The 25,412-nt window shown below is 43.4% G+C and carries 15 protein-coding genes and 1 tRNA gene; 9 read left to right on the forward strand and 7 right to left on the reverse strand.

The genetic code is table 11. The features are described 5' to 3' along the window. Window positions 1–168: 168 nt before the first annotated feature. Window positions 169–1,170 carry an isoaspartyl peptidase/L-asparaginase family protein gene (locus J4E06_RS14020; RefSeq protein ID WP_349524585.1) on the reverse strand — a complete coding sequence of 334 codons (1,002 nt, stop codon included), beginning with the start codon at window positions 1,168–1,170 and terminating at the stop codon, window positions 169–171. A gap of 40 nt (window positions 1,171–1,210) precedes the next feature. On the opposite strand from J4E06_RS14020, the gene J4E06_RS14025 reads away from it, so the two are divergent. From J4E06_RS14025 to J4E06_RS14035, 3 genes are all read left to right on the forward strand, one after another. Further along, window positions 1,211–1,930, forward strand: a complete 720-nt coding sequence (locus J4E06_RS14025) for a copper homeostasis protein CutC (RefSeq protein WP_349524586.1) — start codon at window positions 1,211–1,213, stop codon at window positions 1,928–1,930. A gap of 54 nt (window positions 1,931–1,984) precedes the next feature. Then, on the forward strand, window positions 1,985–3,217 hold the full coding sequence (locus tag J4E06_RS14030; RefSeq protein WP_349524587.1) for a metallophosphoesterase: 1,233 nt from the start codon (window positions 1,985–1,987) through the stop codon (window positions 3,215–3,217). An 86-nt stretch (window positions 3,218–3,303) separates the two neighbouring features. Further along, entirely contained in the window at window positions 3,304–3,603 is a 300-nt protein-coding gene (locus J4E06_RS14035; RefSeq protein WP_100817192.1) for a thioredoxin family protein, read from the forward strand. A 142-nt stretch (window positions 3,604–3,745) separates the two neighbouring features. Here the strand turns inward: J4E06_RS14035 and J4E06_RS14040 are convergent, their stop codons facing one another. Continuing rightward, window positions 3,746–7,102 (reverse strand): glycosyltransferase family 117 protein, encoded by a 3,357-nt coding sequence (locus J4E06_RS14040; RefSeq protein ID WP_349524588.1) that lies wholly within the window; start codon window positions 7,100–7,102, stop codon window positions 3,746–3,748. Window positions 7,103–7,272: 170 nt separating this feature from the next. Here J4E06_RS14040 and J4E06_RS14045 point away from each other — a divergent pair. Then, window positions 7,273–7,344, forward strand: a tRNA-Gln gene (locus J4E06_RS14045). Window positions 7,345–7,429: 85 nt separating this feature from the next. Here the strand turns inward: J4E06_RS14045 and J4E06_RS14050 are convergent. The 4 genes from J4E06_RS14050 to J4E06_RS14065 form a co-directional block, all read right to left on the reverse strand. After that, complete coding sequence (locus J4E06_RS14050; protein ID WP_502877353.1) at window positions 7,430–9,886, reverse strand: zinc-dependent metalloprotease; 2,457 nt, start codon at window positions 9,884–9,886, stop codon at window positions 7,430–7,432. A 165-nt stretch (window positions 9,887–10,051) separates the two neighbouring features. After that, the gene (locus tag J4E06_RS14055; protein WP_349524591.1) at window positions 10,052–10,654 is read right to left on the reverse strand and encodes a YkgJ family cysteine cluster protein; all 603 of its coding nucleotides are present in this window, start codon (window positions 10,652–10,654) and stop codon (window positions 10,052–10,054) included. 88 nt (window positions 10,655–10,742) lie between these two features. Continuing rightward, on the reverse strand, window positions 10,743–11,852 hold the full coding sequence (locus J4E06_RS14060) for an adenylate/guanylate cyclase domain-containing protein (protein WP_349524592.1): 1,110 nt from the start codon (window positions 11,850–11,852) through the stop codon (window positions 10,743–10,745). A 117-nt stretch (window positions 11,853–11,969) separates the two neighbouring features. Further along, window positions 11,970–15,401 carry a PA14 domain-containing protein gene (locus J4E06_RS14065; RefSeq protein ID WP_349524593.1) on the reverse strand — a complete coding sequence of 1,144 codons (3,432 nt, stop codon included), beginning with the start codon at window positions 15,399–15,401 and terminating at the stop codon, window positions 11,970–11,972. Window positions 15,402–15,732: 331 nt separating this feature from the next. On the opposite strand from J4E06_RS14065, the gene rimP reads away from it, so the two are divergent. The 3 genes from rimP to infB are packed head-to-tail and all read left to right on the forward strand — an operon-like array spanning window position 15,733 to window position 20,220. Continuing rightward, window positions 15,733–16,194, forward strand: a complete 462-nt coding sequence (rimP, locus tag J4E06_RS14070) for a ribosome assembly cofactor RimP (protein WP_349524594.1) — start codon at window positions 15,733–15,735, stop codon at window positions 16,192–16,194. 12 nt (window positions 16,195–16,206) lie between these two features. Then, window positions 16,207–17,439 carry a transcription termination factor NusA gene (gene nusA, locus J4E06_RS14075; protein ID WP_349524596.1) on the forward strand — a complete coding sequence of 411 codons (1,233 nt, stop codon included), beginning with the start codon at window positions 16,207–16,209 and terminating at the stop codon, window positions 17,437–17,439. Window positions 17,440–17,481: 42 nt separating this feature from the next. Next, window positions 17,482–20,220 (forward strand): translation initiation factor IF-2, encoded by a 2,739-nt coding sequence (gene infB / locus J4E06_RS14080; protein WP_349524597.1) that lies wholly within the window; start codon window positions 17,482–17,484, stop codon window positions 20,218–20,220. A gap of 53 nt (window positions 20,221–20,273) precedes the next feature. Here the strand turns inward: infB and J4E06_RS14085 are convergent, their stop codons facing one another. Then, on the reverse strand, window positions 20,274–20,651 hold the full coding sequence (locus J4E06_RS14085; protein ID WP_349524598.1) for an SPOR domain-containing protein: 378 nt from the start codon (window positions 20,649–20,651) through the stop codon (window positions 20,274–20,276). Between the two features lie 235 nt (window positions 20,652–20,886). Between J4E06_RS14085 and J4E06_RS14090 the strand changes: the two genes are divergently transcribed. Together J4E06_RS14090 and J4E06_RS14095 are read left to right on the forward strand one after the other, a co-directional pair. After that, entirely contained in the window at window positions 20,887–22,257 is a 1,371-nt protein-coding gene (locus J4E06_RS14090; RefSeq protein WP_349524599.1) for a c-type cytochrome, read from the forward strand. A 32-nt stretch (window positions 22,258–22,289) separates the two neighbouring features. Then, the gene (locus tag J4E06_RS14095; protein ID WP_349524600.1) at window positions 22,290–25,409 is read left to right on the forward strand and encodes a TAT-variant-translocated molybdopterin oxidoreductase; all 3,120 of its coding nucleotides are present in this window, start codon (window positions 22,290–22,292) and stop codon (window positions 25,407–25,409) included. Window positions 25,410–25,412 lie beyond the last annotated feature (3 nt).

A 25,412-nucleotide genomic window follows, 5' to 3' on the forward strand; every position in this document is an offset into this window, starting at 1 on the left:
TACGAATTGCTGATTAAAAGATATAAGATGGGGGATATAAGATTTCAGACCCAAGAAACAGGAGCCAAGAGCAATGATAGTTGAACTGAGTTGTCCTGATTCTTGAATCTAACAGCGAAGCGGTCTTGTGCCTTTTTTCTAAAAGCGTAGCGCTCTTGGTTCTGATATCTATTCGTAGAAGCTCACGACTTCTCGATTCTCGTGCCCATTATCGGAAAACTCCCGATAGGTAAACCCAGGATGCACGCAGTAGCCGCCAGTTTCCCCATTTTTATTGATGGCCAAAAATCCGATTTGGAAATCTCTTCGACCCTTATTTTTCTTCATAATGCGTTTTACACCTTCTTCGCAGGCTTCTTGCGGACTTTTGCCTTGACGCATCAATTCCACGATCAAAAAGCTACCCACTGTACGTATCACTTCTTCGCCTACACCTGTTGCGGTGGCACCACCCACTTCATTATCGATAAACAGTCCCGCGCCAATAATGGGGGAGTCCCCAACACGCCCAGCTACTTTATAGGCCATTCCACTTGTGGTACAGGCTCCGGCAATGTCACCATTTTCATCAATGGCCAACATACCAATGGTATCGTGGTTTTCTATATTAATGGTGGTCTCATATTTGGAGGTTTTTAACCACTCTTCATATTGTTTTCGAGTACTTTCGGTAAACAAATCCTCTTTTTTGAAGCCTTGCTCATAAGCAAATTTCTCCGCGCCTTTGCCCGCCAAGATAATGTGTGGGGTTTCTTCCATCACCTTTCTGGCCACCGAAACGGGGTGTACAATGTTTTGCAAGCAGACCACCGAGCCGCAATTTCCATCCTTGTCCATAATGCAAGCGTCCAAAGTCACGTTGCCATCACGGTCGGGACGACCACCTTTGCCCACCGTCTCATTGGTTTCGTCCGCTTCCTCTACCCTAACGCCCTGCTCCACGGCATCCAGGGCATTACCGCCCGACTTTAAGACTTCCCATGCCTTTTCCGATGCATTGAAAAAGTTCCAAGTGCAAACTACGATGGGTTTTATAGGATTTGGGGTAGGAATGGTTGCAGCTGGGGCTGTTTCGGGCTTTGGCTCGGTTTTACAAGCGACCAGTGTGGAGGCGGAAACCAGTCCAGCGGCAGACAGACTGGAATTTTTAAGAAATTTGCGTCGTTCCATGGGTTGGTATGTTTAATTTTAAGGGTTATAAAGATACAATATGCTAGTAGAAGTTTGTGCCAATTCTTTGGAATCAGCAAGGAATGCAGAAAGGGCAGGAGCACATCGAATTGAACTTTGTTCGGAACTCGGAGTAGGGGGGGTAACGCCATCCGCTGGATTGATTCAATTGGTGAAAAAGGAGCTTCAAATCCCTCTTCACGTTTTGATTCGCCCTAGAGGTGGTCATTTTACCTATTCGGATACTGAATTTGAGGTGATGAAAGCTGATATTTTGGCTTGCAAGGCATTAGGCGTGCACGGTATTGTCTCTGGTATTTTGATGGATGATTTTTCGGTGGATGTGGAACGAACCAAAGCGTTGGTGGATTTGGCAAAGCCGTTGCATTTTACCTTTCATCGTGCTTTTGATTGGGTGGCGGAACCTTTGGAAACCATCAAGCAGCTTGAAGAGCTTGGTGTACAGACTGTTCTGACTTCCGGTGCAGCGCCATCAGCTGAAAAAGGAATCAACCATCTTGACGCTTGGCAAAAACAAACATCGCTCACCATCATGGCTGGTGGAGGGGTTTCCCCTAAAAATGCATCAAAATTTAAGGATATTGGTCTGCGCGCCATCCATTGTTCGGGTACTTCTTTTGGAAAGCATATTTCGTTAGAAGGTAAAATCAGTATGAATTCTGCAAAACATTTGGTGGAAGATAAGGTGGCCATTTCTGGCTTGGAAACGCTTGCCTCTGTTGTTGAAGCCGTTAAATAAAATTAAAAGGCACTGCTAAATAGCAGATTAGCGCTAATTTTGTAAAAAAATTGTATGTCCCGATTTATCATTTTGGCAGTTCTTTATCTAGTAGTGGCCGCGTATGGTTTCCAAGCATTCCGTACGCTGTTCAAGAGTCCGCTAATGCAATGGGCTTATATTGTGGTATTCTTGGGCGCCTTAATTTTTTTGACCATCAAAGTGGTTACCTACGATCCCGGAGATGGGTTCAAAGGTACGGCCGCTATCGCTGGGACCATTTTTGCTGCTTTCTTTTTATTGGCCATGGTGTTGGGGTTCTTCTTGTTGTTGGAAGATGTGGTACGTGTAATTGGCTACGGGTATAACAAAGTTGTTGGAGTTTCCAATCCTGATGCAGGATATTTTCCTTCACGAAGAAAATTTATTAGTGGTATTGCCCTTGGTTTAGCGGCTCTACCATTTGGGGCGTTGCTATATGGTATGTACCGCGGAAAATACAACTATCAGGTTTTAAAATACGAGTTGGAGTTTGATGACCTTCCCGACGCGTTCCACAATTATCAAATAACCCAGATATCCGATGTGCACAGTGGCAGTTTTGATGATTATAAAAAGGTGGAGTATGGTGTAAACCTTGTAAACCAGCAGAAGAGCGACGTGATTTTCTTTACAGGTGATATCGTAAACAATCGTTCGGATGAGTTAGAGCCATGGAAAGATGTCTTTTCCCGTTTGGATGCCAAGGATGGGGTGTTTTCCATTTTGGGCAACCACGATTATGGAGATTATGCCGTATGGGACACTGAGGAAGAGAAGGAACAAAACTTGGAGGACCTCAAAGTTATGCAAAAGGAAATGGGCTTTGATTTATTACTCAATTCCAACCGATTTTTAGAAAGAGACGGACATAAAATTGCTTTGGTCGGTGTAGAAAATTGGGGACGTGGTGGATTTAAAAAAGCAGGTGACCTACAAAAGGCCAAAGAAGGTGTTTCCAAAGAAGACTTTAAAATATTATTGAGCCACGACCCTTCGCATTGGGAAGATGTGGTGATACATGATGACTACCATTTTCATTTGACTTTGAGCGGGCACACCCATGGCATGCAGTTTGGGGTCGAAATCCCTGGTTGGGTAAAATGGAGTCCTGTAAAATGGCGCTATAAATACTGGGCGGGCATCTACAAGGAAATGGAACAGTTCATCAACGTTAACAGAGGATTCGGATTTATTGGTTACCCTGGCCGTTTTGGTATTTGGCCCGAGATTTCGGTGATTACGCTCAAAAAGAAGGGACTGACCTAAGTTTTTCCACAGTATGGACTAAAGGATTGAAAGGCTGTAAAAACATTCACATTTTTTCTTACTTTTGACTGTAAACCTTAGAATACATGTCCAAATTTGGTGAACTTATAGATTTACAAGTCCCTGTATTGTTAGATTTTTATGCGGAATGGAACGAGCAGTCCACTTCCATGCATCCTGTTTTGAGTGATGTGGCCGCTGCCCTTGGGGATAAGGGAAAAGTGATAAAAATTGATGTGGACAAGAACAAGGAACTTTCCCAAGCGCTCCGCATAAAGGGGCTGCCCACTCTAATGATCTACAAAAAAGGCGAGATGGTCTGGCGACAAAGTGGAGAGCAGGATGCGAATACACTTATCGGTATCTTAAACGAATATATCCAATAAAGAAAGAGGCTATAAAGCATTGAAACACGTCATTCTGAATTTATTTCAGAATCTCATCATACTGAGAAACAAATCGCTATGAGAACCTGAATCAAGTTCAGGTTGACGAAAATCGATATTTTAAACAGGCTCTTTATGTTTTTTATTCTTCAGGAAGTGTTGAATCCGGAACACTTTCTATGGTATCCAGCAGCATGGAATCTTCCATATCCGGATCTAAGGGCATAGGTTCGTCCAACATATCTTCTTCTTCATCCACAAACTGCGAGAACATATCAATATACTCGTTGAAAATAACCGTTTCAGACTCTGCGAGTTCTTTGTCGCCATTTTCTATGAGGATGTCAATGTTTCTGCGATAGGCTTGCATATCGGATAGGATGTCGTCAATTTTATCGTATTGTTCATCCAAAGGAATGTTGGCATAATATTCCAAGTGCTCTTGATATACCTTTTTGAGCTTGCCGAACAGTTCACGTGCCTTTTCGGTTTCACCTACTTTGTAGTAGCCATCCATAAATGGTTCTACAAAGGCATAAAAACCATAATGATCAATGGGCATGTTGTCCATGGCAATGTTGATCACTTCCTTGGCCTTGTCTATTTTGTCTTCCTCGATCAGGGTTTCCATCAAGCGGGCCAAATTGCTCCTAAAGGAGAGGCCTTGTGAACGTGTTTGTGGATCATGGTAAATGTTGTCGCTTCCTGCATTGCCCCAATCCCAATCTTTTACAATGTTGTACATCAATTCGGAATCAATACGGCCCATTTCAAAGGAATTTCGGTTTGGGGTTTTAATGGGTACCAGTTTGTACACTAAGCCATCAAGCTGAAGATAATCCTTCATCCAAATGTATTCGGCACTGTCAAAACTTCCCCCGGAGAAATAGATTGGGCGCTTCCAATCGTTGTTGGCAATCAAATCCAACATTAATATCCTGTTTTTGGGAAGAGCGCTCTGTGGTAGGTCGATATCAATATAATCTACAATCAGCGCGGAATCTTTTTCCTTGACCAAACCACTTTCCAGCACATTTTGTTTGTTGACCGGAATCCTGATTTTATTGGTAGGATAGTACACAATGTCCAAGGTGCTTTCCGAGTAATTGCTCAAATCAGCACCGCCTCTTTCTAAAATGAACTTAAATTTTGTCTCTGGTTTGTCGCTGCCAACCCAATTAATAAAATCCTTAATTGACCACCGTCTTTGGGAAACGGGGCTTCCAAGAACTTGGTCGGCATTATTGTAATAAACCGCATCCCTGGTTCCATAGCTGTACTTGTCGTGAGTGAGTTGCGATGGGATAGGGTCGCTTTCGTACGCTTTACGTTTCATTTGGTCGATGTACCAATCGGTGGCGAAAAGACTTGTGTTGACGACTCGGACATCGGTTCGGTATTTTTCAATTTCCTGCACGTACCAAATGGGAAAAGTATCATTGTCCCCAATAGTGAACAATATTGCACCTGCATCTTCTTCACAGGAGTCGAGATAGGCTTTTGCAGTTGCCGGTGCGGTGTATCTATCCGATCTATCATGATCGTCCCAATTTTGGAATGCCATCAATAAAGGCACTGCCAATAAGCATAGGGTTGTAATGGCAGGTGCCGCGATTTTTGCCGAAATCAGCTTTTTAAACTCTTCAAACAGTCCGTATACCCCGATTCCTATCCAAATACAAAAGATATAGAATGACCCCACTAAGGAGTAATCTCTTTCTCGTGGTTGAAAGATATAAGGGTTCGTGTAAAATTGAATGGCGAGTCCAGTGAACATAAAGAATACGAACAGTACCCAAAACTGTTTGGGATTTTTGGATACCTGAAACACAATGCCCAAGATTCCCAGCAGTAAAGGCAGGAAAAAATAGGTGTTCCGACCTTTGTTGTTTTTCCAGTCGCTGGGCAGGTTTTCTTGACTTCCCAATCGAATATTGTCGATAAAATTGATGCCGCTCAGCCAATTTCCGTTTTCATCGTATCGCCCTTGTTTGTCATTTTGCTTTCCGACAAAATTCCACATAAAGTAGCGCATGTACATATAACTGAACTGAAAATCAAAAAGGTACTCTAGATTTTGTCCCAATGTTGGGGGGTGCACCTCGATGTATTCTCCAAACTCACGTAAAAAACGAATGTATTGTTCCGTATCCAGTTCTCCTTGGGAATAGGCTGTTTTAAATTGATTTACAGCGTCTCTGAGATCGCTGTTGGAGATGTATTCCGATTTTATCCGGAATTCCAGGGCGCCAAAGTAACGCATATAGTTTTCGGCATGTTGATCGCTCCACATTCTGGGCAAAATGCCCACATGCTTTTCATTGGGTCCTGGGATTGCACCTTTATAATGGTTTACGATGACGTATTTGCCCAATTCCAAGTCTTTTTCATACTTGGGGCTATCGTCCCTGTCCTCACCGGCAGGGGCAAAGGTGTCTGAGTAATAAGCTCCATAAACGGGACTGTCCGTACCAGGGTACTGCTCTCTGTTGTAGTAGGCCAACAGGGCCCTGGCATCGGCCGGATTGTTTTCGTTTACAACGGTTTTGGCGTTTGCTCTAATGGGTAGCATCAGCCAAGATGAAAACCCCAGGAAGAGGAACATGAGACAAAGCACAATAATGTTCGCGTTGTAGTAATTGTGTTTTCTGGTGTATTTCAATCCAAAATAGAAAGCGGCGACAAAGATGAGCCCCATAATGATGGAACCTGAATTGAAAGGAAGCCCGATTTCATTGATAAAGAACACTTCGCTCCAACCAAAGAGCTCCAATACATAGGTCAAAGAGAATTTGTAGACCAAAATAAGAACTGCAATCACTGCAATGTTGGCGAGCAGAAAGTTTTTTACTGTGGTGGTTTTATACTTTTTGAAATAATACAGCAATCCGATGGATGGAATCGCCAAGAAGCCCATAAACTGAATCCCGAAGGTAAGTCCGATTACAAAACAGATAAGCATAAGCCAACGGTGGCCTCTGGGGTCGCCCAGATTGTCCGTCCATTTTAAGCCCAACCAAAGCAATAGTGCCATGATCAAACTGGCCATACCGTACACTTCGGTCTCCACGGCATTGAACCAAAAACTATCTGAAAAAGTAAAAGCAAGCGCCCCTACAAGACCACTTCCAAGGATGGCGATAGCTTTGCTATTGTTGATTTCAGTCTTTTTGGAAACCATTTTCCCCACCAGATTGGTGATGGTCCAAAAGGTGAACAATACGGCAAAAGCACTTGAAACGATGGAAACGGCATTTACCATAAGTGCTATTTTGGTCTCATTGCCCAAGGCAAACATGGCGAAAAAGGCCCCTATCATTTGAAGCAATGGAGCCCCTGGTGGATGCCCAACCTGCAATTTTGCCGAGGTGGAAATGTATTCCCCTGCATCCCAAAAACTTCCTGTGGGTTCAACGGTCAGGGCATAAACTATAAACGCGATGGCGAAGGAAACCCACCCAAGGATGGTGTCCCATTTTTTGAAGTCTTTTGCAAACATAGAGTTGGTTATTAACCGAATTGTGGCGAATTTAGTAAATCTAGAACAGAAGCCTAACCCTTTTTGGAAAACCTTTAACACCCTTGATAAACAAAAATAGCGTGCATTCTTGTCAAAAATATTTGTTGAAACCAAAGTTTGTTTTAAATTTGCACGCTCAAATATGGCACTGACCCATGGTGTAATTGGCAACACAGCTGGTTTTGGTCCAGTCGTTCTAGGTTCGAGTCCTAGTGGGTCAACAAAAAGCCCCGCAAATGCAAATTTGCGGGGCTTGTTTTTTTAAGGGTATTGTTTTTTTTAGCACCTGTGGTTGGTGCTTAAACTCTATTGGTCATCACCAAACAAATCTTCGATTTCGGCAATGGCATTTTCATAATGATACTTTGTTATCGTGTTTACGTTGGTATTTTTAGCCCTGTTCAAGGTTCTTTTCAGTGTATTGAGCTCGCCTCTCGCCAAAGCCCTAACATCCGATGTTTCGATATCGTAGCTGGCAGAACTTTCATCCTCTAGTAGATGTGCCATTCTTTCCAAATAAGTATTTTGTAGGTTTCTACGATACAAATCAACATTTTTATTCTGATAGGCCTCTTTCCAAATGCCTTTTCGCAAATCACTCAACATTTCATAGGCACTGTAGTTATCATGATCAATGGTTTCGGAATTAATTAATCTTCCCAAAGTTTCAAATGCCATTAGCTGATACAATTGTCTGGCCTGTACCCTTCGTACTTTCTCAAAATAAGCGGTATGGTCTATATTTTGTAAAACAGCCGTGTCAATCAACCAGTTTGGGGTGTCAAATATATTTTCCTGCAGCCATTGCATTGATTTGTGTTGTTCTTCTGCACTTAGGTTGGAATAAACAGTGCCAACTTGTTCTGGAGTTTTGGTGTTTTCATAAACGCCTCCAATGTTTCTGCTTACGTGACGAACATATCTGTTAAAAACACCTAACAATTCGCCATATAACTCTTCTAAATCATCATAATCATTGGTTTGGTCCGATGTCCACGAAGGGAGTTGGGTCATTACATATTTTAAATTTTTGATGCCGTAGGTGCTTGCTTTGATGGGGTCGTCACCAATACACTCTGTTTGCGATTGCGGGTCAAAATAACTGGACTGTTTGCCATACTTGAATTTGGGATCGTCCGCTTTTTCCAGAACCCAAGAGTTTAGGATGTCCTTTTCATCTTCTGGTGCTGTGATGTTGGGCAGCCATCGGTAGCCCCAGTTGACGGCATAATGATCATACGGCCCCATTTGGCGGATGAAACGGATATTTTCATCACCAGGTTGGGCAACGTAATTGTATCGGGCATAGTCCATAATACTTGCGGCAATCCCATTCTTTTGTGTGAAACTGCCGCTTCTTAGGGAGTCCACAGGATATGCGTAGCTCGCGGCCATGTTGTGCGGGAAACCAAGTGCGTGTCCCACTTCGTGGGCTATCACCATACGCATCATTTCACCTATTTCCTCATCCGGTGTGTCCAAGGTGCGTGCGGACGGGTTTGCGGCCCCAGTTTCCAAAAGGTATCGGTTCCGGTAGCTGCGCAGATGGTTATGGTACCAAATGATATCGCTTTCAATGATCTCCCCACTTCGTGGATCGGATACACTGGGTCCTATGGCATTCCGGGTGGTACTTGCCACGTAGCGCACTACCGAGTAACGAATATCTTCGGGACTAAATTCAGGATCCTCTTCGGGAGTAGGGGCATCTTTGGCGATGATCGCATTCTTGAAACCAGCACTTTCAAAAGGTTTCTGCCAGTCTTCTATGCCTTGTTTAATGTATTTTTGAAGGTTTTCCGGAGTTCCCGGATCCAAGTAATAGACGATAGGTTTAACAGGTTCTACCAACTCGCCCCTAGCATATGCTTCTGGGTCTTTGGGTTCCATTCGCCATCTTCGAATATATCGTTTTTCATCAGCTTTTAACTTTGGGCTGCCATAATCTATCTGAGATACCGTGAAAAAGCCTACTCTAGGGTCGTTCAACCTCGGAGTCATTGGGTTTTCCGGCAGCAAAATCATCGATTGGTTCATCTGAAGGCTTATGGAACCCGTATCGGAAAAGGAAGGTGGTTCGGATGCATCGTAGGTCAGGTCTTGTTTGACCTCAATATTCTCAGGAAAACTTTTAATGGTATTGATAAAACTTCGTGATTCGTCCAATTTCCTGACCTTGTATCGTTTTCTGAGTCGTGAGGACAACCCGCTAATGGCCAAAACATCCGTGGTGAAAAGTTCGTCCACTTGGATGACCGCGGCCGTGGAATCCGGGTTGTACGCCTTAATGTCAAAAGCGAAGAGAATGGGCTCAAAATTATTTACTTTAACAGAATTACTGATGGCCTTTGCGCTGTCGGCAATATTGGTATAGGATTTTACCCGAAGCAGTATTTTGTCCTGATACCGCTGCCAATGGACTACCTGTTCATTGCTTTTGGATCCCGCATTAACGTAGCCGCCTCCAAGATTGTCGGGTATTTGTGAAATACGGCTCACCCACAACATATCTTTCTCGAACAACTGAAATGGAATTTCGTAAAAATAATCTTTATCGATTTTATGCACCTTAAAAAGGCCGTCATCTGTCACGGCATCTTCATTGATTACCTCACTATACTTTTTAAGGTCGCCTTTGTCTTTTTTTGATGCTCCTTTGGTAGCTTCATTCTTGGTTTTGTTCTTTTTTTTTCCAAAAAGTTGGGCACTTGAAGTGTGGGACAAGAAAAGTGAAAAAGCTGCAAAAATCAGAAGTTTTTTGATCATAGTTGGTTCGCTTTGAATTTTAGGATTGGCAAAGTAGGAAAAACTATTTGAAACGATTTTCATTTTATAAAAGATTAACAAGTGAACCCTTATTAATTTTTTTTGCGAAAAAGTGAGGTCCTTGTTTTAGAGAATAAGGATTGTAGGGTGCGCTTTGCTTGGTTAAATGCATTGTTTTTCAGAGCTCGGAATCGGTCGGTAGGTGTAGTATTGCAAGACTTCTTCCAGGGCTGCTTTAAGTGCTTTGTTGATGGGCATTATTTTATTGCCCAAATGAAAGTCGATTTGGTTCAATTGCATGTAATAATCGGTAAATACAGGAACATACAAGCCTTTGGCAATTGCTTCGTTGGTCGCGTGATAATTTTCAGCCTGTTCTTCCTTGATGATTTTGCAGGTCGCCAATCGCAGGTTTCCGAACTTGTCCCTATTGGCGGCATAGCCGAACAACCTGCAAATTAAACCGCGATATTTATAATCTCCACAATGCCCTTTGCTAAGAATGGAAACAGGAGTCAGCAAAAAGCAAGATGCCCCCGGCTCATTATCTAACTTGACAAGCATGTCTTCGGCCTTTCCAGATAAAAATAGATGAAATGCCCAGGGTAAAAACTCCAAAGGAGAAGCTTCAATAGTGGGGTGAGTACAGCATTTTCCGCAGCCAGAAACACAGCTAATTCCAGATGTTTGCTGGAATTGATTTGTTTCTTTCTCCAACCGATCAAATAAACCTTCAACCAATTGGACTTTATTTTCCAGTGTCATTATTCTGCACCGAAGTTAGGTCTTATTTGAATAGCAGGATAAAGTATTTTTCATATAACGCATTTGAAGCCGATACGCTGGACTGACTCTACAAAACGGGAGAAGTTGGCTTAGGGGCGAAAAGGCTCTCGGATTTTTTTCTGCCTTCGAGCTCAAAGCTGCCTAATGAATCAAAATTGAACTCCGTAGTCATTAACTGTGCGGCTAGTTGCTCGGAAACAACCACATCCTGATTTAACGGCTTGCACAATTTTTGAATGCGAGCGGTAACATTCAGTACATCACCGGTAAAGAAAATTTCTTTTTTAAGGGCGCCTACTTCACCTGTGGTCACTCGACCCAAATGTAACCCAGCCCTAAACGAGGGCATTACTCCATAGGTTTCTTTGAAATAGGTTGACCTCTTTTGTAAACTTTGTTTCATGGCATAAACACAACGAATGCAGTTATGATTTTGCAAACCATCGTCTTTTTTCCAAGTGATTACAATTTCATCCCCGACATATTGGTATACTTCACCACTATATTGAATGATGGCATTGGACAATTGGTTATAGTAGTCACTTAAAAAGCGAAAATATTTCTTGTGTCCCAACCGTTCCGCAAGCGATGTGGATGATTTCATATCCAAAAACATAAACACCCTGGACTCTTCTTTAGGCTGATGGTATTTGCCCGAAAAAAAATTGAGCAATACATTATGTCCCAGATGCTCGCTAATTCCAGAGTAGAGCAGCGAAACAAAAATGCTAAAGGAAAGTGAGACCATGGTACTCAAAAAAGTTGGGCTAATGATGTAATTTGAAAATTTGTTCCACACCTCTGTATCCATAATCGAGGATTGAAGTTCAATACTTGCCGCAACGGGAAATGTTACCAGATTTATGACGAGCATAAACAAGAGGTAAAACCCCATTTTATATAAGATCTTCTGCCAAAATGCTTTGTGTTTGAAAAGCTTGTCCAACCAAAGAATCTCCACTGCACCAACAGCAATTCCCACTAAAAAAACGGCAAGGGAAGCGAATAGAAAAATATCCCAAGTGACGGTAATGTCAGTTTCCGGTCGTTGATTCTGATATTCCGTGGCCATTGACTCGATAAGCAGAATAAACCAACTTAATACAAGCCAAATAATCCCGAAAGGTAAGATGCGCTTTAGGTAATGATTGTGTTTCGGATTTCGAAAAAGCTTCATGCACTAAAGATATGATTTTGAAGGCTTATGCCGAGTTTCATTTAGCATACCTTTAAATCATCCAAAGCCTGGGAACAAATACAAGGAACAATCTGAATTAGATTTTTCTACTGTGGGCTAGTTTTTGTTCACCCTGTAGGTAATACCTCGGTTAGTAACCACTCTGCCCGCTTTCATGGTCAAGGTTGCTTGATTTGATGTCAGCGGAGTACAACTTCCACTTGAGTTGGACACCAATACACGGTAGATATAACCATCCTTATTGGAATCCGGGGAGGTTACCGTTAGGTTTGCTGTTTGGGTTCCCGAATATTCAGCCCCGTCAACAATAGGGGCAAAGTTGCTTCCGCCATCTGTGCTTACCTGCCATTGATAAGTGTCTGCATTGTTCGCGGTAACCGAAAAGGCTCCATTGTTCCCAATTACAACGGTTTGGTCGGCAGGTTGCGTGGATATGGTAAATGGATTGATAGTTATGATTTGCTCTACATCCAAAGAATTTCCGGCAGTATCAGTGATTCTGTACGTTCGGGTAATGATCTCAGGGTTGCTTCCACCATCGCTTACATCGCTTACAAAACTTACAGTTGGACTTGGGTCGCAATTATCAGCTTCGTCCGTAATTATGGTTGCATCCGGTGTAGGGATGTCCGCAGCACAGTTTACCGAAATTGGGGTCGGAGCGCTGGCCGTTGGTGCGGTTGATTCTACAGTAATGGTAGTTGTTGCTGCCAAGTCGGGATAAGGTGGGTCGCCTGCCATACCGCCATACTCGACCAAATAACCTTTAGGTTGATAATCGCCACTAGCTGCTCCGGTATTGGAAAGGTCGTTCCAGGACCCTGGCAATCCAACACCAGGTGCCGTAATGTGGGCATAATCTTCATCTCCAGATTGATTCGGTTCACCAGAATTCCAGAATTCATAAGCAAAGGCAGTTCCGCCGGCAGTTCCTCTCCAAAAAAGAGTTCCTGCCTCCGGACCGGTAACCCAATACCAATCTCCTTCGGTTGCGGCATCACTTGCGCCTATCCAACCTGCTCCCGGTGCCTGTGACCCTAGAAGATCGGATTCATCCTGTGAAGAAATGGTCGCCAAATAGCCTTGAAGTCCATAAAAGGTTCTCAAGGCAGCGGCATCTCGGGCTACTGTCCAAGTAATTCCTTCTGCTGGGACATACTCATAGTAATGTCCTGTTGATTCCAAGTAGTTAGCCTCGTTCAACACCACGGAAAAGGTTCTGGTATCTCCACTGCTAACGGTGGCGGTAGTTTGGAAAACTACAGCACTAATGGCCGCTTCAAATTCGGCCAAGGTGGCAGGCCCTTCCAAGAATAGTCTCCCTTCGGAAGTATCATAGCTGGCCGTTATGTTCGGATGTGTCCCCGTCAAACTCAAAACATCGCCGGAAACATCGTAATTTGAAGTAATCTGTACATAGACGGCGTCCATTGTGCTACTGTCAGGGTCGGTAATTTCAACGCTGTCCACCACAGGAATCGTGTCTCCTGGACAAAATATTTGATTTCCCGTAGCAGTGATAGATGGAGGTTCGTTATCATCGAACGTATCGTCCCTGAAATCAAGATCACCACCTGAGCCAAGATCACCATCAGAATCGGGTAACATTAATGAACCGCCAGATGTGTTGGTTGGGTCGTCAATTTCACCTCCAGGGTCACCATACCCCGTTGTTATATCCGTTGTATTATCCAGTCCATCATTGTCACTATCCGAACCAGAAAGTGTCAGGATTGCCTCCGTTGTATCCGGTGTCCCGTCATCATCACTGTCGGTATCCATAAAGTCAGGAGTTCCATCGCCATCGGTATCTACGGCTGAAATCCCACCACTTTCGTAAGCATCGTCCAGTCCGTTGTTGTTCGCATCAATTCCTGAAGGTGCTATATAGCCCAAGGATGTTTGAGCTTCCACATTATCGGGTATGCCATCGCCATCACTATCCAAATCTTGGTAATTGGGTATGCCGTCACCATCTGTATCTACGGTGGTGCAATCCACAGAGCCTCCGTAACTGACTCCGTACACTCTTGCACCCAGTTGCCAAGCAATTACCTTGATATATTGTAAACTACTTCCGTTTACTGTAAATGTTACCTCTCGGATAGAACCTGGTGTGGTACCATTTGCACTAGCCAACCAACCATTGTTTCCACCGGCTGCAGAAGAGCGTTGTATCTGCATATTGGTGCTAGTAACAGCTGGATCAGCACCCAAAAAAACGCTCACCGTAGTCCCCACGGTGATAGGTTGAGCAAACTGTAGCAATAATTCAGATGCTCCTTGGTAAGTAGAAACTGCATTGGCAGCATAGCTGGTGCCGGGGTCTCCCTCTGCATTTGAAGGATTATTGAAAAACTGAACATTGGTTGCTGTTTGCACAAAGTTCCCGCTGGCTCCGCCACATTCATCCACATCCAAAATACCATCGTTGTCGTCATCAATGTCCGTAACATCGTCAACGCCATCCCCGTCAAGGTCGGCACTGGAAGCACTACAAGTGGAGTATAAAATTGAAAACGGTACGTTTTGTTTGGATATGGACGGTCCTTCATATTGCACGGTCAATGTTTCTCCTCCACTGTTTTCAAAAAACAGCACGGTTATATCGTGCAACCCTGCAGTCAGGGTAATATTTCCAGACCTTTCTTGATTACCATGAGCGCCATCGTTGTCCACTACTTCTGTTCCATCAATAAAAAGTTTGGAACCATCATCGGATGAGGTGTAAAAAGTGTAGGAACCTTGGGTATCTATTTGGATGTATCCACTATATCGTATACTGAAATTATTGGTGTCACCAGGGTCTTCTTGATTTTGAAGGGCGTCCACATCGAAACTTGTAAATGTACCAGAACCTTGGAAGCCCGAAGTAGGTATATTATCCACCGTACTGCCGGATGGTGAACTGTCGTAAAATTCAAAGTCGACCTCGCCATTGCAAAGATCAAGGGTTCCTTGTACATCGATATTGTCGATGTAATAATATTCGTTGCCTGCGGTATTGTAAAATCGTATTCGGATTTCTAGTGTTGAACCCGTTGTGGGGAGGTTGACAGTGTAGGATGAATTTAGCGGATCAGAAGGATTGGAATCCCCTGATGCATTTTCAAATTCGATCCAAGAGCCGCCATCTACTCGGTACTCTCCAATAAAATAATCGGTGCCTGCCTCAAATTGTTGTGTTTGTGCCTGAGTGGCCACATCTAAACTGAAATTAACAGATTGGTATCCATAGATATTTATGGGACTCGTTTGCCAAATTCCTTCGGAGGGTAAATTATTGGCTTCAAGACGGTTTCCTTGAACCCAAACATCACCTGTCAACGTTGTTGTCCAGCCGGATGAGGATGGCCCAGTAGCAGTTCCATTTTCGGTCCCATTTCCATAGCTGTTGAAATTTTCGCTCCAAATAGTAGTTGTCTGCGAAAACGAAAGGAATGTTCCTAAAAGAAAAAATGCCAAGATCAGCATCCATCCATTTGGGAAATGATTCATTTTCTTATTGGAGAACGAGGTTTTGCCCATGTGTTTAAGTTGATTGGTTGCAAAATTAACTGGTATGACCTAGGTTCAAAATATTTGTTGTGAAAGAAGGTAAAACGGGGGTTAACCCCATAAATATGTAAGGATTGTCGCTTTTGCTCCTACTTAATTGAAGATGCCATTGACAGCTATTTATACTGCTTGTGATGAATAAGCCAAGGGTAATTCACTGAAAAATAGGTAAGGAAAGCACTTTATTTGTTTTAAAATGGGTTGCAGATGCGATATTATTTGTTGTATATTTGCAAAACTGAACGGATATAAAAGTATTCATGAGGGGACCTTGAGTCCCCTCTTTTATTACTGATTTTTTATGTTGAAGGATAAAGTGGAGCAATTGCTTAACAAGGCCTTGGAAGAATATTCTTCCCTGTTTTTGGTTGATTTCAAAGTTGGCGGAGACAATAGCATCAAGGTGGTATTGGACGGAGATGAAGGTGTTAGCTTGCAGGACTGTATGAACGTCAGCAGGGCGATTGAGCATAATTTGGATCGTGAAGAAGAGGATTTTGCTCTGGAAGTTACCTCTGCTGGAGCTGCTTCACCACTGCGAATGCCACGTCAGTACAATAAAAATATTGGAAGAAAATTACAGGTTAGGACCAGCTCCGAGAAACTGGAGGGAACACTGGTAGCGACCTCGACAAATAGTATTACCTTGGAATGGAAGGCACGTGAACCCAAACCGGTAGGTAAAGGAAAAGTTACAGTGCAGAAAAAGCAGGAAATCGCATTTTCTGATATTCAAGAAGCAAAAGTTAAATTAAAATTTTAATTGTAGTAGAAAATGGAAAACCTAGCGCTCATCGAATCCTTTTCGGAATTTAAGGACGATAAGTTTATTGACAGGGTGACCCTTATGGCGATTTTGGAAGAAGTCTTCCGAAGTGCGCTCAAGAAAAAATTTGGTTCTGACGACAATTTTGATATCATTATCAACCCGGACAAAGGGGATTTGGAGATTTGGAGAAACCGAATCGTTGTGGAAGATGGCGAAGTAGAAGAGCCAAATGAAGAGATTTCGTTGACCGAAGCACGAAAAATTGAACCCGATTTTGAAGTAGGGGAAGATGTTTCGGAAGAGGTTAAATTGATAGATCTTGGAAGAAGGGCTATTTTGGCATTGCGTCAAAATTTGATTTCCAAGATACACGAGCATGACAATACCACCATCTACAAGCAGTTTAAGGACTTGGAAGGTGAAATTTATACGGCCGAGGTGCATCATATTAGACACCGTGCCGTAATTTTGTTGGATGATGAAGGGAACGAGATCATTCTGCCAAAAGAAAAGCAAATTCCATCCGACTTTTTCCGCAAAGGAGACAACGTCCGTGGAATTATAGAAAGTGTGGAGCTTAAAGGCAACAAGCCCTCCATCATAATGTCCAGAACGTCACCTCTTTTCTTGGAGCAATTGTTCTTCCAGGAAATCCCAGAGGTGTTCGATGGCTTGATCACCATAAAGAAGGCAGTTCGTATCCCTGGTGAAAAAGCCAAGGTCGCAGTGGACTCCTATGACGATAGAATTGATCCCGTAGGTGCCTGTGTTGGTATGAAAGGGTCTAGAATCCACGGGATTGTCCGCGAATTGGGCAATGAGAATATCGATGTGATCAACTGGACGAACAATCCACAATTAATGGTGACCCGTGCATTGAGTCCTGCAAGGGTATCTTCCGTTAAGTTGAACGATGAAAAGAAAACAGCTCAGGTATACCTAAAGCCAGAGGAAGTATCCAAGGCCATTGGTAGAGGAGGGCATAACATACGATTGGCAGGTCAATTGACTGGTTACGAAATAGATGTGTTCCGTGAAGGCGTGGAGGAAGATGTGGAATTGACCGAGTTTTCCGATGAAATCGAAAGCTGGGTTATCGAAGAATTCAAGAAGATTGGATTGGATACCGCACGCAGCGTTTTGGAACAAGATGCAAAGGATTTGGTAAAGAGAACCGATCTAGAAGAAGAAACAATCCTAGAGGTCGTTCGCATCCTCAAGGAAGAATTTGAAGATTAGGCTTATATTAGCAGCGAAAATTTAGGGCAAGTAAAATTATTTATGGCAGAAAATCCAACAATACGACTTAACAAAGTTCTCAGAGAATTGAACATTTCACTGGATAGGGCAGTCGATTACCTCTCCTCGGAAGGGCATGAGGTAGAAGCACGACCCACCACTAAGATATCCAATGAGGTGTATCAAGTTCTGTTGGATGAGTTCCAAACGGATAAGAGCAAAAAGGTCGCTTCCAAGGAAGTTGGTGAGGAAAAGCGCAAGGAGAAGGAGGCTATTCGCATCCGAATGGAGAAAGAACAGGAAGAGCGCAGGTTGGCTAAAGAGAAAAAGGAAGCAGAGCAGCATGTGGTAAAAGCCAAAGCTGAACTTTCTGGGCCCAAGACCGTGGGCAAAATTGATTTAGACAAAAAATCGGAGAAGCCCAAGGAAGAGAAGCCAAAAGAGGAGGAAACTCCAAAAGTTGAGCCCAAAAAAGCTGAAGCTAAGGAAGAAGTAAAGGAAGAAGCGCCGGCTAAGGAAAAGTCTGAAAAGACGGAAGCTCCTGAGAAAAAAGAGGCAGAAGAGGCCAAACAAGAAGGTGCCGATGCTAAAGAAGAGTCCGAAGGAACCGAAGACGGAACCATAAAGACAAAATACCAAAAGCTTTCAGGCCCCAAGATTACTGGTGACAAGATTGATCTTTCACAGTTTAAAAAGCCTGTCAAAAAGAAAAAAGAGGACACTCAAAAATCCAGTAAAGGAAGTTCGTCCGATAGCGGGGATCGTAAAAAACGCCGTAGAAGAATAGTTAAGAACGGCCCGCAATCTGGTGGAGCTCGAAATACTCGAGGAGGTGCTGCTAGAAAAGGACAGCGTTCATCCGCGCCTAAGGTAGAGCCTACCGAAGAAGAAGTACAAAAACAAGTACGGGAAACCTTGGAAAAACTTCAAGGTAAATCCAGTAAGGGCAAAGGAGCCAAATATCGTAGGGAGAAAAGAGATCAGCACCGTCAACAAACGGAGAAAGATCTTGAGCAGCAAGAAATGGACAGCAAAACGCTTAAAGTAACCGAGTTTGTCACGGTTAACGAGCTTGCTACCATGATGAATGTTTCGACCACACAAATTATTTCGGCCTGTATGTCGCTCGGTATTATGGTAACTATGAACCAGCGTTTGGACGCCGAAACACTTTCCATTGTTGCCGATGAATTTGGTTACGAAGTTGAATTCGTTACTGCTGAAATAGAGGAGACGATTGAGGAAGTCAAAGATACTCCCGAAGACTTAGTGCCGCGTGCCCCGATCGTTACGGTGATGGGCCACGTTGATCATGGTAAAACGTCCTTGTTGGACTATGTCCGGAAAGAAAATGTGATCGCAGGTGAGAGTGGTGGAATTACCCAGCACATTGGGGCCTATAGTGTTGCTTTGGAAGATGGGCAAAGAATCACATTCTTGGATACACCAGGTCACGAAGCGTTTACCGCCATGCGTGCACGTGGTGCCCAGGTAACCGATATTGCCATAATTGTAATTGCTGCTGATGACGACATTATGCCGCAAACAAAAGAAGCTATAAGTCACGCACAGGCAGCGGGAGTGCCGATAGTATTTGCAATCAACAAAGTTGATAAGCCAACAGCAAACCCGGACAAGGTGAAAGAAGGTTTGGCCAGTATGAACTTATTGGTGGAAGATTGGGGAGGTAAAGTACAATCCCACGATATTTCAGCGAAGACAGGTCAAGGCGTAAAAGAGTTGTTGGAGAAGGTATTGTTGGAGGCCGAATTATTGGAGCTGCAAGCAAATCCAGACCGACTGGCAACAGGAACGGTTGTAGAGGCCTTCTTGGATAAAGGTAGAGGTTATGTGGCCACGATTTTGGTGCAGACCGGTACGTTGAACATAGGAGATTATGTATTGGCAGGTACCTGCAGCGGTAAGGTCAAAGCCATGCAGGATGAAAGAGGAAACAATATACAAAGTGCGGGGCCGTCCACGCCAATTTCAATTTTAGGATTGGATGGAGCGCCACAAGCAGGTGATAGATTCCATGTGTTGGAAGATGAGCGTGAAGCAAAACAGATTGCCGCAAAACGTTCGCAATTGCAGCGTGAGCAATCCGTAAGAACGCAACGTCATATCACTTTGGATGAGATTGGACGTAGAATTGCATTAGGCGACTTCCAAGAACTGAACATTATCCTTAAAGGTGATGTGGACGGTTCCGTAGAAGCGTTGACCGATTCGTTCCAGAAACTCTCTACCGATGAAATTCAGGTGAACATCATACACAAAGGTGTAGGTGCCATTACGGAATCCGATGTGTTGTTGGCAAGTGCCTCCGATGCGATTATTATCGGATTTAATGTTAGGCCAATGGGCAATGCAAGATCTATTGCTGACAAAGAGGAAATCGACATCAGAACATACTCGATTATCTATGATGCCATCAATGATCTAAAAGATGCGATGGAGGGTATGTTGTCTCCAGAGATGAAAGAGGAAATCACAGGTAACGCGGAAATCAGGGAGACCTTTAAGATTTCCAAAATCGGAACCATTGCAGGTTGTATGGTTACCAGTGGAAAAATCTTCAGGAACTCACGTATTCGATTGATAAGGGATGGTGTGGTCATCTATACCGGTGAATTAGCTTCGTTGAAGCGATTCAAGGATGATGTAAAAGAAGTGTCTAAGGGATACGACTGTGGACTACAGGTCAAGAACTATAATGATATCAGGGAAGGGGATATTGTCGAAGCCTTCCAAGAAGTTGCAGTGAAGAAAAAGCTGTAAAGGATAAATTAAATTAGATAAATAAAAAATCCCGCTCAAAAGGCGGGATTTTTTTATGATTTGTTTTCTCTTTCGTCTGGCTTTAAAAGCATGGCATCCGGATATTTTTTTCGAACCTCCAAATACTTTCTTTCCGCTTCCAGTTTGGTTTTAAATCTTCCAAGCCTAACTCGGTAGGTTGGTGATTCAAACTCTATTTTGGAATACCAGTTTGGGAAATCTATCTCTACTTGGTCCAGTAGGTCCTGCGCCTTCTTAAAATTGCCAAAACCTACTTGAATTTGATAAAATCCACTGTTCGCATGAACATTGGTATAAAGTTTTACCAATTCGTTTATTTTAGGGTCTTGTTGAATCGTGACTTGTCCATCTTGAGCCAAAACCTGAGCTGTCAAACCAATTAAAATTGCCGTAAACACTGTTGTTTTCATATAGTTCCAGTATTTTGAAATATAAGCTTTGTGCAAATGTAGATTATTCTGGATTAAACAAGTTGGGGTCAAGTTATTTAGAATCTTTATAAATTATAAGTTATGAATACCTTAAGATTTCAAAAAATGACTGTATGTCTTACTTTTGTTGCCATTCTTGGTGGGGTAAAAAGCTATTGCTCTCAAACTCAATAGAAAGAACCATGCCAAAGATTTCGATTGAAATTTCACGAATATGAAAAAGGTTTTATACCGCCATTTATTTTCTAAAGTTTTAGGTTTATCGCTCCTATTGTTCTCCACATCTTTTTATGCACAGGAAGAAGCTGAAGCCGCTGCTGAGGTAGCTGCAGAGGAAACTGCCGATGCTGCTGGAGGAGATCCGGTAAAGGGTAAGCAACTTTTTAATCAAAATTGTGCTGCATGCCACGCATTGGAACGTAAGATGACGGGTCCTGCATTGGCCAATGTGGAAACGAGATTGGCGGAGGATGAAGGTTTGGATAAAGAGTGGCTTTATGCGTGGATCAAAAACAGTGCCGGCATGATCGCCTCTGGCGATGCCTATGCAAACAAGATTTACGCAGAGTACAATCAGGCTGCGATGACGGCATTCCCAACCTTGTCAAATCAAGACATTGATGATATTTTGGCCTACACTGCTGCGCCACCATCAACACCGGCACCAGCTGCTGCGGCGACGGCTGCTGGAGGTGGAGCGTCCGAAGGTTCGGGCTCTGGAATATCCAATGAGATGATACTTGGGGCTTTAGCGCTTGTTTTTGGTCTCTTGGTGATCATGTTGATTTTGGTGAACAAGACCTTGCGCAGAATTGCTGAAGCCAATGGTGTTATCCTTGAAAAAGAAAAAGAAAAACGCTTACCGCTATGGAAGGCATTCGTTCAAAACCAATTCTTGGTTTTGGTAAGTGTAGTGTTCTTGCTGTTGGCAAGTGCTTATTTCGCTTATGGCTGGATGATGCAAGTGGGCGTGGACCAAGGTTATGCTCCGGTACAACCTATTCATTATTCCCATAAAATTCATGCAGGAGACAATAAGATTGAGTGTAAATACTGTCACTCTTCTGCCAGAACTTCCAAGCATTCGGGAATCCCCTCCTTAAATGTTTGTATGAACTGTCATAAATCCATTTACGAATACACCGGTAATCCAGAAGGTCCTTCTGCTGAGGATTTGGCGAATGGCTATACCAATGAATTCTACACGGGTGAAATCAAAAAATTATATAAAGCAGTAGGGTGGGACGAAGAAAATCAAAGTTACACGGGTGAAACACAGCCAGTGGAGTGGGTGAGAATCCACAACCTGCCGGATTTCGCTTATTTCAATCACTCACAGCACGTTTCCGTAGCCGGGGTTGAGTGTCAAACCTGCCACGGTCCAGTAGAAGAGATGGAAATTATGTACCAGCATGCACCTTTGACCATGGGATGGTGTATCAATTGTCACCGCGAGACCAATGTCAAGGTTGAGGGCAATGCATACTACGAAGCAATCCACGAGGAGTTGTCCAAAAAGTATGGTGTTGAGGAATTGACTGCTGCAATGATGGGTGGTTTGGAATGTGGAAAGTGTCACTATTAAGAATTAAAAGAAGATAATCTCAGATATATCGTATGGCATCAAACAAAAAATATTGGAAAAGTGAAGCGGAGTTAAATCCGAACGATTCCATTGTTGAGGCGCTAAGAAACAACGAGTTTACCGAGGAGATTCCCGTTGATGACTTTTTGGGCGACAAGGAAAACTTGTCATCCTCCAATACATCCCGTAGGGATTTCTTAAAGTATGTAGGTTTCAGTACAGCGGCAGCTACGGTTGCAGCCTGTGAGGGTCCTGTTCATAAATCTATACCTTATGTAGTCCAGCCGGATAGTATTGTTCCCGGTGTGGCCAATTACTATGCGACTACCATTGCTGATGGCTTTGATTTTGCCAGTATCTTGGTAAAGACCAGAGAAGGTAGGCCCATCAAAATTGAAAACAACACGGATGCCAAAGTCAATGGAGGGGCCAATGCAAGAGTGCAAGCTTCTGTTTTGACCTTGTACGATAGTAAGAGGGTTCAAGGGCCTATGGCCAACGGTGAGCCCGTTGAATGGAAGGTGTTGGATGCTACGGTAAAAGCAAAGTTGAATGCCTTGAAAGGTTCCAACAAGCAAGTGGTATTGTTGACGCAAACTTATGCCAGCCCTTCGACTACTAAATTGATATCTGAGTTTAAGGCGGCCTATGGAGAAAATGTAAATCATGTGGTTTACGATGCTATTTCTGAAGATGCCGCATTGAATGCTTATCAGAAAGCTTACGGTGAGCGAGCTTTGGCCGATTACGATTTCGAGAAAGCTGGCTTGATAGTTTCTTTCGGTGCAGATTTTCTTGGTGATTGGCAAGGAGGTGGATATGATTCTGGCTATGCTAAGGGTCGTGTTCCCAAAAACGGGAAAATGTCCAAGCATGTGCAGCTGGAGTCCAATATGTCTTTAACGGGTGCAAATGCTGACAAGCGTTATCCAATGACCCCGACCCAACAAAAAATTGCTCTTGCCAAGTTATATGGTAAGTTAAATGGCAGTAGCGTTGGTGGTGGAACTTCTGATGTGGATGAAGCTGTTGACAAAGTAGCTGCTGAAATCAAAAGAGCAGGAAGCAAAGCAGTTGTGGTAAGTGGTCTTAATGACGAAAACGCCCAGACTGTTGTTTTGGCAATCAATAAATTATTGGGCAGTGAAGCGTTTGAAGCTGAGAAGCCAAAATATGTGCGCCAAGGAGATGCTGCAAAAGTAGGCAAGTTGATTGCCGATATGAACGCAGGTCGCGTAGGTGCGTTGATTATGGATGGGGTTAACCCAGCATATACATTGCCAAATGCTGAGGAATTCCTTGCGGGACTTGAGCAAGTGGATGTTTCCGTTGACTTTGCATACACTAATGATGAGACAGCTCAAGCTTCAAACTACGTGGCGGCAGCTTCGCATTACTTGGAGTCTTGGGGTGATGCTGAATTTAAAAAAGGAGAATATAGCTTGATGCAACCAGCCATTCGTGAGTTGTTTGATACGAAACAGTTTCAAACGGCACTTTTAACGTGGATGGGCATCGAGAAAACGTATTATGAATACATTAAAGAAACCTGGGGCACTGATGTGCTTCAAGGTGGGTCATGGAACCAAGCATTGCAGGATGGTGTTTTTGCAGCACCTGCTATAGCTGCTGAGGATGTTGAGGAAACGACTTCCGCTGATTCGGAAGAAGAGCAGCCAGAGATTGTTCCGATTGCTTCGGCAATTCGTTCTTTGGTGAATGCAACAAGTCAAGGAACCGAATTGGTGCTCTATTCCAAAGTTGGGATGGGAGACGGACGTCAGGCCAACAACCCATGGTTGCAAGAGTTCCCTGATCCAATATCAAGGGTGTCTTGGGATAACTATGTGACCGTTTCCAAAGCGGATGCTGAATCTTGGGGACTTGAAAATACCATCGTGGCCGATGGAGGACTTAATGGTAGTTATGTAAACTTGACTGTTGACGGTAAGGTTCTGGAAAATGTACCTGTTATTGTTCAACCAGGTCAAGCTGTCGGAACCGTTGGTTTATCCTTTGGTTATGGCAAAAAAGCTGGGATGCAGGAAGAGATGGCAACCGGAGTTAATGCTTATACCTTGTATGGCAACTTCTCTAATGTGCAATCCGTAACTGTGGAAAAAGCTTCTGGAGTACATGAGTTTGCCTGTGTGCAATCACAGAAAACATTGATGGGTAGAGGGGATATCATCAAGGAAACTACCTTGGAGATTTTCAATACGAAAGACCATTCGGAATGGAACCCAATGCCACACGTGTCTTTGAATCATCAGGAAATCCCTGTGACATCACCTGACGCCGATCTTTGGGAGGAGTTTGATCGAAGTATTGGGCATCACTTTAACTTGTCCATCGACTTGAACGCTTGTACTGGATGTGGTGCTTGTGTAATCGCTTGCCATGCGGAAAACAATGTTCCAGTGGTGGGTAAGGCCGAAATTCGTCGTTCCAGAGATATGCACTGGTTGCGAATAGATAGATATTATTCTTCCGAAGAGACTTTTGAAGGAGATAACGAGAAGAAGGAAGAAATGGATGGTCTTTGGGGAGATAATGGTTCTCTCGGGGGATTCAGGGAAATGGAAGACCCATCTGCCAATCCACAAGTGGCTTTCCAGCCAGTAATGTGTCAACACTGTAATCACGCACCATGTGAAACAGTTTGTCCTGTTGCTGCGACATCGCACAGTAGACAAGGTCAAAACCATATGGCATACAACCGTTGTGTAGGTACAAGATATTGTGCCAACAACTGTCCATATAAAGTTCGTAGGTTCAACTGGTTCTTGTACAACAACAACGACGAGTTTGACTTTAACATGAACAACGATTTGGGTAAAATGGTAATCAACCCGGATGTTAACGTTCGTTCAAGAGGTGTTATGGAAAAATGTTCCATGTGTATCCAAATGACTCAGAAAACTATTTTGGATGCCAAAAGAGATGGCAGGGTCATTAAAGATGGAGAGTTCCAAACAGCTTGTTCTGCGGCATGTAGCAGTGGAGCCATGGTATTTGGTGACATAAACGATCACGACAGTAAAGTGGCGGAGCTGAAGGAGGATGACAGAATGTACCATTTGTTGGAGCATGTGGGCACAAAACCAAACGTGTTCTACCATGTTAAGGTCAGAAATACCAACGAGGCTTAATCA

This window comes from Allomuricauda sp. NFXS6, from assembly GCF_040148835.1.
Classification (GTDB): domain Bacteria; phylum Bacteroidota; class Bacteroidia; order Flavobacteriales; family Flavobacteriaceae; genus Flagellimonas.

Bases quoted from the DNA above. Each gene is read 5' to 3' on its own strand.
- J4E06_RS14020 (WP_349524585.1), bottom strand. From the start codon at position 1,170: ATGGAACGACGCAAATTTCTTAAAAATTCCAGTCTGTCTGCCGCTGGA.
- J4E06_RS14025 (WP_349524586.1), top strand. From the start codon at position 1,211: ATGCTAGTAGAAGTTTGTGCCAATTCTTTGGAATCAGCAAGGAATGCA.
- J4E06_RS14030 (WP_349524587.1), top strand. From the start codon at position 1,985: ATGTCCCGATTTATCATTTTGGCAGTTCTTTATCTAGTAGTGGCCGCG.
- J4E06_RS14035 (WP_100817192.1), top strand. From the start codon at position 3,304: ATGTCCAAATTTGGTGAACTTATAGATTTACAAGTCCCTGTATTGTTA.
- J4E06_RS14040 (WP_349524588.1), bottom strand. From the start codon at position 7,102: ATGTTTGCAAAAGACTTCAAAAAATGGGACACCATCCTTGGGTGGGTT.
- J4E06_RS14055 (WP_349524591.1), bottom strand. From the start codon at position 10,654: ATGACACTGGAAAATAAAGTCCAATTGGTTGAAGGTTTATTTGATCGG.
- J4E06_RS14060 (WP_349524592.1), bottom strand. From the start codon at position 11,852: ATGAAGCTTTTTCGAAATCCGAAACACAATCATTACCTAAAGCGCATC.
- J4E06_RS14065 (WP_349524593.1), bottom strand. From the start codon at position 15,401: ATGGGCAAAACCTCGTTCTCCAATAAGAAAATGAATCATTTCCCAAAT.
- rimP (WP_349524594.1), top strand. From the start codon at position 15,733: ATGTTGAAGGATAAAGTGGAGCAATTGCTTAACAAGGCCTTGGAAGAA.
- nusA (WP_349524596.1), top strand. From the start codon at position 16,207: ATGGAAAACCTAGCGCTCATCGAATCCTTTTCGGAATTTAAGGACGAT.
- infB (WP_349524597.1), top strand. From the start codon at position 17,482: ATGGCAGAAAATCCAACAATACGACTTAACAAAGTTCTCAGAGAATTG.
- J4E06_RS14085 (WP_349524598.1), bottom strand. From the start codon at position 20,651: ATGAAAACAACAGTGTTTACGGCAATTTTAATTGGTTTGACAGCTCAG.
- J4E06_RS14090 (WP_349524599.1), top strand. From the start codon at position 20,887: ATGAAAAAGGTTTTATACCGCCATTTATTTTCTAAAGTTTTAGGTTTA.
- J4E06_RS14095 (WP_349524600.1), top strand. From the start codon at position 22,290: ATGGCATCAAACAAAAAATATTGGAAAAGTGAAGCGGAGTTAAATCCG.